Here is a 12,618-nt window from a genome sequence, read left to right as displayed (position 1 = left end):
ATTTTTCTACATCAAGGGAGCTTGGCGTGCACATCATCCTCATGGGCGTTTCTGGCAGCGGCAAAACCACGGTCGGAACCCTTTTGGCGCAGCGTTTGAACATGACCTACCGCGATGGAGATGATTTACACCCCCAAGCCAATGTTGAGAAGATGGCTGCGGGTATTCCGCTTAACGACGAAGACCGCTGGCCTTGGCTCCAGCGCGTGGGGGATTGGCTGGCCGAACACAATGGCATCATGGCCTGCAGCGCCTTGAAGCGCTCCTATCGCGACTATATCCGCGAGTACGCGCCCACGGCGGTCTTTGTGCACGTGCACGGCTCAAGGGAGCTGCTTGCTAGCCGCATGGCGGCGCGGAAGGGACACTTTATGCCCGTGTCCCTGCTTGATTCACAGCTCGCCACATTGGAGCCGCTTGAAGATGACGAACCCGGCGCGGTCTTTTCTATTGAACCGACGCCGGAGGAGATCGTCGAGGCGATCGTCGAATGGCTTGAGGCTAAGGCTTAAAGCGCGAGGCTGATGCCGTAGAGCACGAGCGTCATCAAGAAGCCGACGGTGCCGATGAGCACCTGGTTCATGGTCCAGGTTTTCAAGGTGGTGGCAACGTCCATGCCCATGAGCCTGCCCACCAGCCAGAAGCCGGAGTCGTTGACGTGGGAGCCAAAGACGGAGCCTGCGGCGGCGGCGAGCACCATGAGTGCGATCTGGAAGGAAGAGAAGTCGCCGGCGGCAACAGCGGGTGCCATAAGCGCTGCGGTGGTGGTCAGTGCCACGGTGGCAGAACCCTGAGCCAAACGTAGCAGCACGGCCACGAGCCAGCAGCCGAGGATCACGGGCACGCCGAGGTTTTCCATGGAGTTGGCCAGGGCATCGCCAATGCCGGAGGTGCGAAGCACACCACCGAACATGCCGCCTGCGCCGGTGATCAATACCACGGAGCAGATGGGGCCTAAGGAGCCTTCGAGGATGCCTTCGACATCCTTGCGGCTGCGCCCCTGGCGCAAACCAAGCACCACGATGGCCACGAGGGTGGTGATGAGCAGGGCGATTGGGGTAGAGCCTAAGAAGCCCATGACGGTGCCAAAGACGGTGCCTTCTTCGATCCAGCCTGCTGCCACTGCCATGTTCATGCCGGTGTTGCCGAAGATGAGCAGGATGGGCAGCACGAGCAGAGCCACCACGGTGCCGGGCTTTGCGGGATTGTCAGGCATTGCTACCTGCTTGCCGCCGGTAAGCAGATCAGGCACTGGTAGTGGGAACTTCTTGCCCAGGAACAGACCCCAGAGGTAACCGGAGACGTACCAGGTGGGTAGTGCCACGATCAGGCCGAGCAGCAGCACGAGGCCGATGTCGGCGTTGAAGAATTCGCTGGCCGCAATGGGACCTGGGTGTGGGGGAAGGAAGACGTGCATGACGGAGAATGCGCCCGCTGCGGGAATGCCGTAGGCAAGCACAGGGCCGTTGAGCCTGCGGGCCACGGCGAAGATCACGGGCAGCATCACCATCAGGCCGGCATCGAAGAAGATGGGGAAGCCCACAATCAAGCTGGCAATGCCGAGCGCCAAGGGCGCTTTATCCTCGCCGAATTTGCGCACCATGGCGTCGGCAAGCGACTGTGCACCGCCGGAGGTTTCCACCAACCGGCCAAGCATGGCGCCAAGGCCCACGAGCAGGGCGACGCTGGCGAGTGTTTTGCCAAAGCCGTCGGTCATGGTGGGGATCACGCCGGTGACGGGGATGCCTGCGGCGAGGGCGGTGATGGCTGAGACGAGGGTAAGTGTGAGAAAGGCGTGCAGTTTGAGCACGATCACACAAAAGAGGATCACGGCGATAGCGCCGGCGGCGATGGCCAGGAGTGGCCCCGCCGAGAGCGTTGGCTCCCAAGTATCCATATGTTAAAGACCTCACAGTGTATAGAGGATGAGGGACACACAACAGTGTATATTTCCTTGAACTAGCCGTGGCATTTAGCATCGGGAATATGCCCGAAGGACACGTGATCCACCGCCTTGCCAAAGAACTCGACCAGCACTTTGGCGGCACCATCCCCGAAGTGAGCTCCCCTCAGGGGCGCTTCGCCATAGAGGCCAAAGCCTTAGATTCTCTTGCCTATGATCATGCAGAGGCCTGGGGCAAGCACCTCTTTGTGCACTTCGCACCCGAACGATTCGAACACATTGTGCATATTCATCTTGGGCTCATTGGTAGTTTTCGCATCGAGCCGGCCGAAGAAGTGTGGGGCCAAATACGGTTGCGCATAGCCAATGATGCCATCGCGGCGAATCTGCGCGGCCCGCAGTGGTGCAGGCTGATTAGCGAAGAAGAACAGAGCCGGGCAACAGGAAAACTCGGCGCCGATCCGCTGCGCGAAGATGCCGACTTTGCAGCGATCCTCGGCAAAGTGCGCCGCTCCAAGCGCACAGTGGCCTCGCTGCTCATGGATCAAAAACTCTTTGCCGGGGTGGGCAATATTTATCGCGCAGAAACGCTCTTTCGCCTTGGCATTGATCCCTTTACCCCAGGTGAGCGCCTGGATTGCTGGCCTGAGGTGTGGGAGGACCTTCGCTTTTTAATGGCCGAGGGAGTCCAGCGCGGCCGCATCGATACCGTGCGCGAGGTCCACACACCCGAAGCCATGGGGCGCCCGCCGCGCAAGGACGATCATGGCGGCGAGGTCTATGTGTATCGCCGCAGCGGCCAGCCCTGCTATGTGTGCGGCCACCCGATTGCCGAGCGAAGCATGGAAGGACGCAATCTTTTTTGGTGCCCTGCGTGCCAACGCCAGCACTAGGCTGGATTGCTATGAGCCTGCCCGCACTTCCTTCCGCAATGATCGCAGCAATTGAAGCACCCCTGATTGAGGCAGCGGCTCCGGATGCTCTTATGCAAGAGGCGGCGCACCACGTGGCCCTTGCTGCGCGCAGCATGGTGGCATCGGGCAGGGTAGTGGTGCTGGCGGGTTCCGGCGGCAATGGTGGCGATGGCCTCTACGCGGGGGCCGAGCTGGCCATGCAGGGCTATCAGGTGCAGGCCATCTTGACTGGCTCAAGGGCACACGAGCCGGCACTGCAGGCCTTTATGCAGGCAGGCGGCGAGGTTATCCAAGAACCAGGGCATGCCGATTTGCTTATCGACGCCATGCTTGGCATCGGAGCGAGCGGGGAGCTACGCCCGAACGCAGCCGAGCTGGTGCGCCATTTTGCAGGCACTCCCACCCTCAGCGTGGATGTGCCCTCGGGTATTCACCCCGATACTGGCCTGCCCGAGGGTGAGGTGTTTGTGCAGGCAGATGTGTGCGTCACCTTCGGTGCTCCACGGATGGTGCATGGGCTTAGCCACCACTGTGGGCAGGTGTGGGTGGCAGAGGTAGAGCCGATTGGCTCGGCGCTGAAGCAGGCCGCCCGTGACGATGCTTCATGCGCCCTTTGGCTACTGCGCGCCATCGAACGCGATCGCTACCAGGCACCTCAAGGGCTTCGAGCAATACAGGCTGATCTTGCCTGGCCGCAATGGGAGCCAACACCTACAGAACATAAATACAGCGGCGTGGCCGGCATCCTGGCTGGTTCCCAGGAATATCCGGGTGCCGGAGTACTCGCGGTAGCAGGTGCCATCCACACCACGCCAAGCATGAAGCATGTGGTGGCACCGGATGATCTAGTCAAGCACCTCGTGCTCCAGCGCTACCCGGAGATGGTGTGCACACAGGGCATTGAGGCCAGTAGTAAGAAGGTACAGGCCTGGCTTTTTGGCCCGGGCTGCACCAAACGCGAACCACTGAGGACGTTATTGCAGCGCCCAGAGCCACTGGTGCTCGACGCCAGCGGCTTGGGCATGGTGATAGAAGATATTGCTGGGCTGCAGCAGCGGCAGGCGCCCACAATACTCACCCCACACGCAGGAGAATTTGCCACCCTGGCCAAGGCCTGCGGTGTGGGCACTGAGCCGAGGCTTGAACATGTGCAAGCGATGGCGAGAAAGCTTGAGTGCACCGTGCTGCTCAAAGGTCGCTTCACCTTAATCAGTGATGGCACGCAGGCTTATTCCGTGGATGCTGGCCATGGGTGGTTAGCAACACCAGGCAGTGGCGATGTGCTCAGCGGGATCCTGGTGGCCTTGGTGGCCAAAGCTGTTCATACTGCTCATCGTGTTAATTACGCCCAGGTAGCGGCCCAGGCGGCCGTGCTGCATGCCCGCGCCGGTTGGTTGGCGGCGCGCACCCCTTCAGGGCACAGCACGATGAGTGCCTTGGCCATTGCCGAGGCTGTGCCAGAGGCCACAGCGCAGACAGGTTAAACTGCGCCAAAGCCGCACAACCCGGCGGCCAGTACACAACGAGACCACGAGGACACCACCATGTCTACTGCGCCTACGTTGGCGAGGCCAACTTCGCCTGCCCGCCCCAGAATCTTTGCCGCCACCTTCGTTTCCGAAATTGCCGTCGGCGCCCATGTCGGTGGCGTCGGTGCACTCATCGCGCTGCTTGCCCAAGACTTCGATCTTCCGATCAGCCACTTCGCCATTCTCGGATCCTTCCTTGGCGTGGGCATGGTGCTATTTAGTTTGCTGTCCAAGTGGGTCATGGACGCCACCGCCGGCATGCTGCTCAAGGCATCTTCCGTCATGGTGATCCTGGGGGCTATTGGTCTAGCTTTCGCGCCCTGGGCCAACCTGGCCATTGCTTCTGGTTTAAGCGTTGCGCTGGGCACGTCCTTAGTCATTTTGATTGTGCCCTCGGTATTAGCTGGGCCGAACCGCGCGCGAGATATTGCGCTTGCCAATGGGGCTTCTTCAGCCGCATCCATCGCCTCACCGCTGCTCTATGGCCTTTTTGCATCGCTACCCCTGGTGGAAGGGCGCTGGGCAGCACTGATGTTGGCGTTCCCAGCCCTGTATGTGATGGTGACGATCCGCAATGTGGACTTTGTGCATACCCCCTCCGCTTTTGCAGAGCGACGTGCAGGAAGAAAAGGGAAGCGACGCCGCGATCTTGCAGATGCCTTTGGCAAAGTGCCTTCCGTCAAGGCCTTTGGCGGCGCCGAAAATGTGGCCGATGATGAACTTGCCCGAGCAGCGGTAGCCTCAAGTGCTCAAAGCGTGCACGTTTCTTCCTTTCACGATGCACCTTCGCAGCGCCTGCCCAAGGCATCAAAGCGCGAACGCCGCCAGATCAAGGTGGGACTGCTGCGCGTAGCGCTGAGCGTGGTGGCTGAGTTCGCGTTGTACACCTGGGGTGTGGCTCGCCTGCTCGATATCGGTGTACCCAATGCCACCGCAGCAACCCTTGGTGCGGTGTTCCCCCTTGGTATGGCTGCAGGCCGTTTATCTGCAGGAGTGCTCATTCGCTGGCGATACATCTTTCACACAAGCGTGGCCTGCGCCATGCTGGGCACCATCATCATCGGCACCGGCACTTCTAGCGCGGTGGTTGTGGTGGGGTTGCTTGTAGCCGGCATGGGCAACGCCTTGCTATATCCCATCACCGTTGATGACTTGGTTGCGCAGCCTTCACTTTCTCCAAATCGTGCCGCGGCGTTATCAGCGCTCGCCGGGGGAGTAGTGGTGTTTGCTATGCCCCTGGTCTTGGCTTGGATGCAGAACTTCCTCACCCTTGGGCACTCACTCCTGCTTCTGTTCCCGGTGACATTGGTGCTTTTCCTTATACCGAACGGGCGCAAGAACTAGCAGCGCTACTGCGCTGCAGGCACTCCAAGAATTTCGCAGTGGCGATAAATAAAAGCACCGCCCCACAAAGGGACGGTGCCAGCTCTAAGAGCGCTTATTTCACCACGAGGTTGACCATGCGGCCAGGCACCACGATGGTCTTGAATACTTCCTTGCCCTCGGTGTGAGCGGCAACGGCCTCGTTAGCAAGGGCGATCTCGATGATCTGCTCTTGGCTAGCATCGGCGGGCACCATGATGCGCGAGCGCACCTTGCCGTTGATCTGCACGGGCATCTCAACTTCATCGTCTTTGAGCCACTGCTCATCAAAATCGGGGAAGGGTGCAAAAGCAACGCTGCCGCTATTGCCAAGACGGTGCCAGAGTTCCTCGGCAATGTGCGGGGCCACGGCGGCGATCATAATCACCAGCGGCTCCACGGCTTCGCGAGGTGCGCCGTTCGGGTAGGTCTTGGTCAGGTAGTTCACGTACTCAATGCACTTCGCTACCACGGTGTTGATGCGCAATTCGGTGTAATCCTCGCGCACACCGGCGATGGTGCGGTGAAGCTGCTTGAGGTCTTCTTGGGTGAGTTCTGCATCGCTGAGCACCAGTTCGCCACTGTTTTCGGAAACCACGAGGCGCCAGAGGCGCTGCAGGAAGCGGTGCGCACCAATCACGTCCTTCGTGGCCCAGGGACGGGAAGTATCCAGTGGGCCCATGGCCATTTCATAGACACGCAATGTATCTGCACCGTAGTCGCGGCAGATTTCATCGGGGGAGACGCTGTTTTTCAGCGACTTACCCATCTTGCCGTACTCCTGGAATACTTCCTCGCCCTGGTAGAAGAATTTGCCGTCGCGCTGTTCTACCTCTGCAGCCGGGACGTACACGCCACGGGCATCCGTGTAGGCGTAGGCCTGGATATAGCCCTGGTTGAAGAGCTTGCGATAGGGCTCGCTTGAGCTAACGAAGCCCAGGTCGAAGAGCACCTTGTGCCAGAAGCGCGAGTAGAGCAGGTGCAGCACGGCGTGCTCCACGCCGCCGACATAAAGGTCCACGCCGCCGGGGTCGTTTTCGCCACGCGGACCAGTCCAGTAGCGCTCATTTTCAATATCGCAGAAGGCCTGGGTGTTATTGGGATCGATATAGCGCAGTTGGTACCAGGAAGAACCGGCCCACTGCGGCATCACGTTGGTATCGCGAGTGTAGGTTTTGAGGCCATCGCCAAGATCGAGCTCAACCGTGACCCAATCGCTTGCCTTTGCCAAAGGTGGCTGCGGCTCGGAGTCGGCATCGTCGGGCTCAAAGCTCACCGGCTTATAATCTTCTACCTCCGGCAATTCCACGGGCAGCATGGACTCGGGCAGCGCGTGGGCATGGCCGTGCTCGTCGTAGACCACGGGGAAGGGTTCGCCCCAGTAGCGCTGGCGGGCAAAGAGCCAATCGCGCAGCTTGTACTGGATTTTCTCCTCGCCGGCGCCGCGCTGCTCTAGCCATTGATTCACAGCCTTCTTGGCTTCTGCCTTGTTCAGGCCGTTGATATCCAGGCCTTCGTCATTGGCAGAGTTGATCACTTCGCCTTCGCCGGTGAAGGCTTCTTTGACCACTTCGCCTCCAGCTACTACTTCGAGCAGGGGGAGGTCGAATTCGAGGGCAAATTCGTGGTCGCGCTCGTCGTGGGCGGGCACGGCCATCACAGCGCCGGTGCCATAGCCAGCCAAGACGTAGTCGCCAATGAACACGGGCAGTTGTTCACCATTGACTGGGTTGGTGGCGTACACGCCTAAGAACACACCAGTCTTTTTCTTGTTTTCTTGGCGCTCCACATCGGACTTCGCGGCAATGGCTTTGCGGTAGGCAGCCACGGCGGCAGCGGGGGAGTCCTCGCCATAGGTCCACTTCGCTGGCGCCTCCTGGTAGGCGTCGGGTGCCTGGGTCAGGAGGGCGTCGACAAGCTCATGCTCGGGTGCAAGCACGAGGTAGGAGGCTCCGAAGAGGGTATCCGGGCGGGTGGTGAATACGGTGATGCGGTGTCCGGCGGCGTCAAAGTGGACCTCGGCGCCGCGGGAACGGCCGATCCAGTTGCGCTGCATGCTCTTGACCTTCTCGGGCCAATCGAGGGTGTCGAGGTCATCGATCAGGCGATCCGAGTAGGCGGTGATGCGCATCATCCACTGCGAAAGCTTCTTGCGGAACACCGGGAAATTGCCGCGCTCCGAGCGGCCATCGGCGGTGACCTCCTCGTTGGCCAGCACCGTGCCCAGGCCAGGGCACCAGTTCACCATGGATTCACTGCGGTAGACCAGGCGGAAGGAGTCAATCACATCGCGGCGCGCGACCTCATCTAATTGTGCAAAAGGTACTTCGCCGGGGGTTTCGACCTCACCGGATTCCAGCAAGGGAATCAGCTCATCGATGGGGCGAGCCTTCTGCTGCTTGGTATCGAACCAAGAATTAAAGATCTGCAGGAAAATCCACTGCGTCCACTTATAAAACTCAGGATCCGTGGTGGCAACGCTACGGCGGCGATCATGCCCCAGACCCAGCGCATCGAGCTGACGGCGCATGTTCTCAATATTGGCCATCGTGGTGGCACGCGGGTGGGTGCCCGTCTGGATCGCGTACTGCTCGGCGGGCAAGCCGAAGGCATCATAGCCTAGCGTGTGCAGGACGTTCTTGCCCAGTTGGCGGTTGAAGCGCGCAAACACGTCCGTGGCGATGTAGCCCAGCGGGTGCCCCACGTGCAGGCCCGCACCAGAGGGGTAGGGGAACATGTCCTGCACAAAGAGCTTTTCCTTCTCCAACTCCGCGGGGTCCGCCGGGGCCAGATCACCCACCGGGTTCGGCGCATTGAAAGTGCCTTCGGCCACCCAGCGCTGCTGCCAGGTGCGCTCCAGCGAATTCGCAAGCTCGGCAGTGTAGCGGTAGGCGGGCCCTTGGGAGTTCTCGGAAGGAGTAGTCATAGGCAAATATCTTAGCTTTTCGACGCCCCACGCCGCGCGCTTACCCACGCGCACCCTGGGAAGTGACGCCTGTGCAATTTCGGGCGACTGCTACTGCTTGCGGTGCTTGGGTGGGGTGGCGGGGAAGTCCGCCACCAACATCGGGTCGCCCACTATCAGGGGCACATGCCCGAAGGTGAGGCTGGTGATGAGTCGGTTGAGCCCGTACATGAGGGCGTGGACGGGGAAGGCTGATACGACGTAGAGATCACAAAGCAGACGAGTCCAACTACGGTGGCGGAACCAATGGATCGAGAACGAGTAGGCGAAGATGACGTAGGTGAGCAGAATTGTTGCCGGCACCGAATCCACCGACGCCCAGGTAATGGCACTCAAACCCAGACCGCAGCCAGCAACAATAAGGCAATGCTTCAGGCGGTAGGGCAGCGGCATGCTGAGCGGAACACCGATGCCACCCACGAGGGCGAGAATTAGCAGCTCTTGCATATTCCTCCTCGGCGAGGGCAAGCGTTTTGATTTAGGGATAGCCATACAGTGCCTGGTTGCTTCATTGGCCACCAAGTCCACTTGAACAAGCTCACGCGCATCCCGAAATGCAACAGCACTAACAAATGGATAATCTGCGTCCAACCGGAAGAGACGAGCTCCAGCCAAAGCGCCGCTGACATCGAGAACAGAAAGCCTGGCAGCGTATAGACGGAAAACTTATTCAGCTTTGCCATGCACATCCGCCTCTTTTCTTCACCGATGGCAATATTTCCAAGCAGAAGATCTGAAGGGCCCCAAGTTCGAGATCGGGAGACAGCAAATCAACATCCTAATGGCGGGACACCGGTCAGAACTCTTGATCGCAAATCGCCCGATCATAGCTATCCCCATCGCAAGGCAAGGACGAGGACGCCAAGATACGCCAAGCAGACTACAAAGATGTTCTCCCCCCCCCCAATCAGTTGAAATTGGATGCACCCAATAGGAAATAATGACTGAGAACACAACGCCAGGAAGCGTGACCTTGAGGGTATCTCCCAGGGCCTTCCGCATACGCTCCGTTTCGGAAAGTCTTGGATCAGTAGGACGGTGCAAGATGTAAGCAAAACCGGGGTTGTACATCGGCAACACAATAATGAGAAACTTTAGGGTAATTGGGTCAATTGATATCTTAGACATTTCTGATTGGAGGGCCCTCTCGAATCCAATTCATTCGCCCAAGACTCCTGCAACGCTCCTTAGTACTTCGGGTGGGCGTCGGCGATGCGCATGGGATCCATGATGAAGACTGGGATCTTGCCTGAGGTGAGGTGGGTGATCAGGCGGTTGAGCCAGTAGATCACGAGGTGGAATGGAAAGAGTGTGACGATGTACATGTCGCACAGGATGCGCAGAAAGCTGGTGTGATCCCACCAAAACACCCAGGAGCCCATGAAGAACAAACCCTGAGTTACAAATATGTTTGCCCCAAGCGATTCATCGGCGTCCCACAACAGGATGACGTAGCCACTCATACCCACTATGGCGGCGATTCTTTGTTTGAATCCGTATGGTTCCTCCATAATTGATGCAATGATGACGGCGACGAACATTATTGCGGTTGCCGAATAGTAATTCATGTGACTAACCCAGGTGTCGATCGTAGAGGTCTTCTGCTAGCTTGGGTCCGGCTATGGAGAACACAGCAGCGCCGATGAATCCTCCTACAAATGCGCCGGGTGGCCCAGCGATGAGCTCTCCGACAGCAGCACCGGCGTATCCGCCGACTTCGCCGGCAACAAACCCACCTCTTGGCACGCGACCTGCAGCGAGAGGTACTCGGCAAGGATGCGATCCCCGATCAGGCGGATCACCCGATCCTTCGCCGGTTGGTCACACTTCATTGGCACACACCAAATTCTCCCATCTCCTCAGACGGAACAAAACCTGGGACACTTCACAGGCTCACTGATCGTGGTTCCATCGCTTCGCGAGTTCGACGGGAGCCTCCAAGTGGTTAGCCATGAGCTCAGCTAATTCCCTAGGCCCATAAGTCAAAAAATTGGTCAACCAATACGGTGAACGTGGACGAGGCGCATCCGGGTTGGAAAAACGAATGGAAATACTCGGTCGCCACAGACAATCCTTAAGCACCACAGCTTCCACGTCATCAGCGTGAAGCGTCACCGCATGCGGACCCAAAACCTCCACCTGACGGTAATCAAACCGCATTATCGGAGGATTTAATCTTGCATTTTGAATGATTTTGGCGTTTCCATAAAGCAGTGGAATGAGTAAAACCAACCAAAACCGGGCTTTGACTAATTCGCCAGGCAGTGTGAACTGCGAGCCAAAATTCCAAATTACTATGCAACATGCGACCGCAAATATGAGGACCATCCACAACTTCCAATAGTGGGAACGGATTGCAATGCCGACACCTTCAATACTCTTCACCTGAAGGAATTTAGAAAGTGCAAAGATGGGAAGAAATAGATAAGTCGCCATGACGCTCAATACCAGAGCGAGTAAAGCCCCTGAAATCCAGTACCAACGACTATTTGTTTCTTCAGGGAAAGTCGAAATCCAAAGGAGGATCGCGGGAAATACAGAACTTAATAAGATCCCCAGGCTTTTGAAACCGACCTTTCGCAGCAACGCCGATCTCATTCGGCCACCTTGTCCCACATTAATTTCGCCCCTTTAGTCGCGAGAAGACCGACAGCCGTGCTAACACCACCAATGACGAGGCCGGTCGCCCAGACTGGTGCAGTCGCTGCAATTGCTCCTGCAGCCACTGTGACTAATGCACCCGTCGCAGCTCCTGCTCCTACACCAACGAGATTTGTAGTAACTGCTTTTTGCATAGATTCACCGCTTTTCATGTCGGCGCCGATGGATAGTCCTGTACCGATCGGGCCGAGGGCTTTGCCGGCGATCTTGACGCTGCGGAGGGTTTTCGCCGTATCCAGGTCATCAAGATGGCCGGTGCCTAGGTCGCGAAGTGTTTGGTGTTTGGCCATTTCTAAGGGCGCTAGTGTTCCAATGCCGTAGGTGATGCCAGCTACATCTGAGGGGGTCAGGATCGCAACACCGTTGTCTGCTTGGGTTGTGCCGTGTTCGATCGGATCATGGGCGGTGACAATGGGTGCACCGTTGGTGTCCCATTCAAGTTCGCGAACTGCGGCAACGCCGCCATCGTTGGTGACTATTACCCAATCGGTGGTTCCTTCCTCGTTGTGCTGGCCATAGACCAATGAACCATCATCGAGACGATAGATGGGGGTATCCCTTCCTTCGACAACCGCACCGTTGACCCACTGACCTGTGTCCGGGTTATAAAACCGCCCGGTATCTACAGATGGCTGATCATGGACTGATATGTCGTTGCCAAGCTCATCAATTTCGGTGACGGGACCATTGTCTACGCGTACACGGGTACCGGCAGCATCTTGAACCAATTCAGAGGTGGTGCCTTGACCAGTATCTGTGGAAGTAATCGTCGAGGTGGATTGATCAGGGTTTTCCACCAATGTGGTCACTTGGTTCGATGCTGTCTGGGCAGCCAGACCGTGCGAAACGGTCCCATCGGGATTTGCTGTCGTAAATTCCGAGACCTCACCACCGGCTGGGGTATAAGACACCGCTACAGGATCTTCACTCAACACCGGTGATTGCTCATAGGCAACAGCATCTAAGTTGCCGTGTTCATCAAATGTCCCATATGAAGCAGTGCCGGTACTTTCATCAGCCCAAACCGTCGCACCACCGTTGCCATCATCAACGCTACGGATGTCAGCAAACGTGCCATCACTGCGAGTGACATGCGTATCAACGGTTTGCCCCCCGGTTCCAGGAACCAACGTATGCTGCAAATGGTCCCCGTTAGGGGCAATCTCTTCCCACGTTTCACCGTCATGACGTCCTTGAGTGTTCACCACACCAACCTGGCTTGGCTGTTGTTTGGGGTCGGCGAGGATTGGGTAGACCGTGGTGGTCGTTGGTTCGGTGTGTTGG

At 58.1% G+C, this 12,618-nt stretch carries 11 protein-coding genes; 4 read left to right on the top strand and 7 right to left on the bottom strand.

The annotated features are described in order from the left end of the window. Positions 1–26 precede the first annotated feature (26 nt). Positions 27–512, top strand: a complete 486-nt coding sequence (locus IEU99_RS03715; RefSeq protein ID WP_128890681.1) for a gluconokinase — start codon at positions 27–29, stop codon at positions 510–512. Here IEU99_RS03715 and IEU99_RS03710 read toward each other — a convergent pair. Further along, entirely contained in the window at positions 509–1,897 is a 1,389-nt protein-coding gene (locus IEU99_RS03710) for a GntP family permease (RefSeq protein WP_128890682.1), read from the bottom strand. The two genes, IEU99_RS03715 and IEU99_RS03710, sit on opposite strands and share 4 nt — an antisense overlap. Positions 1,898–1,986: 89 nt before the next feature. Here IEU99_RS03710 and IEU99_RS03705 point away from each other — a divergent pair, with 89 nt between their 5' ends. From IEU99_RS03705 to IEU99_RS03695, 3 genes are read left to right on the top strand one after another with little or no spacing between them, the layout of a single operon-like run. Beyond that, positions 1,987–2,796 carry an Fpg/Nei family DNA glycosylase gene (locus tag IEU99_RS03705; protein WP_128890683.1) on the top strand — a complete coding sequence of 270 codons (810 nt, stop codon included), beginning with the start codon at positions 1,987–1,989 and terminating at the stop codon, positions 2,794–2,796. A gap of 11 nt (positions 2,797–2,807) precedes the next feature. Further along, entirely contained in the window at positions 2,808–4,301 is a 1,494-nt protein-coding gene (locus IEU99_RS03700) for an NAD(P)H-hydrate epimerase (RefSeq protein WP_128890684.1), read from the top strand. Positions 4,302–4,361: 60 nt separating this feature from the next. After that, on the top strand, positions 4,362–5,690 hold the full coding sequence (locus IEU99_RS03695) for an MFS transporter (protein ID WP_128890685.1): 1,329 nt from the start codon (positions 4,362–4,364) through the stop codon (positions 5,688–5,690). Between the two features lie 94 nt (positions 5,691–5,784). Here IEU99_RS03695 and leuS read toward each other — a convergent pair whose 3' ends face one another. From leuS to IEU99_RS03665, 6 genes are all read right to left on the bottom strand, one after another. Beyond that, positions 5,785–8,634: a leucine--tRNA ligase gene (gene leuS / locus IEU99_RS03690; protein WP_128890686.1), complete on the bottom strand. Its 2,850-nt coding sequence runs from the start codon at positions 8,632–8,634 to the stop codon at positions 5,785–5,787. A 90-nt stretch (positions 8,635–8,724) separates the two neighbouring features. After that, positions 8,725–9,120 (bottom strand): hypothetical protein, encoded by a 396-nt coding sequence (locus IEU99_RS03685; protein ID WP_128890687.1) that lies wholly within the window; start codon positions 9,118–9,120, stop codon positions 8,725–8,727. A gap of 740 nt (positions 9,121–9,860) precedes the next feature. Further along, positions 9,861–10,136, bottom strand: a complete 276-nt coding sequence (locus tag IEU99_RS03680; protein WP_128890688.1) for a hypothetical protein — start codon at positions 10,134–10,136, stop codon at positions 9,861–9,863. A gap of 189 nt (positions 10,137–10,325) precedes the next feature. Then, positions 10,326–10,475 carry a hypothetical protein gene (locus tag IEU99_RS03675; protein WP_164931112.1) on the bottom strand — a complete coding sequence of 50 codons (150 nt, stop codon included), beginning with the start codon at positions 10,473–10,475 and terminating at the stop codon, positions 10,326–10,328. A gap of 91 nt (positions 10,476–10,566) precedes the next feature. Further along, complete coding sequence (locus IEU99_RS03670) at positions 10,567–11,271, bottom strand: hypothetical protein (RefSeq protein ID WP_128890690.1); 705 nt, start codon at positions 11,269–11,271, stop codon at positions 10,567–10,569. After that, positions 11,268–12,618: hypothetical protein (locus tag IEU99_RS03665; protein ID WP_229718381.1), on the bottom strand; the 1,351-nt coding region annotated here is incomplete at its 5' end. The genes IEU99_RS03665 and IEU99_RS03670, both read right to left, overlap by 4 nt.

The organism is Corynebacterium pelargi (assembly GCF_014635485.1).
In the GTDB taxonomy this organism is placed as follows: Bacteria; Actinomycetota; Actinomycetes; order Mycobacteriales; family Mycobacteriaceae; genus Corynebacterium; species Corynebacterium pelargi.
This window is presented reverse-complemented; position numbering and strand designations above follow the sequence as displayed.

Excerpts from the sequence above, each read along its gene's own strand:
- IEU99_RS03710 (WP_128890682.1), bottom strand. The coding sequence starts at position 1,897 with ATGGATACTTGGGAGCCAACGCTCTCGGCGGGGCCACTCCTGGCCATC.
- IEU99_RS03705 (WP_128890683.1), top strand. The coding sequence starts at position 1,987 with ATGCCCGAAGGACACGTGATCCACCGCCTTGCCAAAGAACTCGACCAG.
- IEU99_RS03700 (WP_128890684.1), top strand. The coding sequence starts at position 2,808 with ATGAGCCTGCCCGCACTTCCTTCCGCAATGATCGCAGCAATTGAAGCA.
- IEU99_RS03695 (WP_128890685.1), top strand. The coding sequence starts at position 4,362 with ATGTCTACTGCGCCTACGTTGGCGAGGCCAACTTCGCCTGCCCGCCCC.
- leuS (WP_128890686.1), bottom strand. The coding sequence starts at position 8,634 with ATGACTACTCCTTCCGAGAACTCCCAAGGGCCCGCCTACCGCTACACT.
- IEU99_RS03685 (WP_128890687.1), bottom strand. The coding sequence starts at position 9,120 with ATGCAAGAGCTGCTAATTCTCGCCCTCGTGGGTGGCATCGGTGTTCCG.
- IEU99_RS03680 (WP_128890688.1), bottom strand. The coding sequence starts at position 10,136 with ATGAGTGGCTACGTCATCCTGTTGTGGGACGCCGATGAATCGCTTGGG.
- IEU99_RS03670 (WP_128890690.1), bottom strand. The coding sequence starts at position 11,271 with ATGAGATCGGCGTTGCTGCGAAAGGTCGGTTTCAAAAGCCTGGGGATC.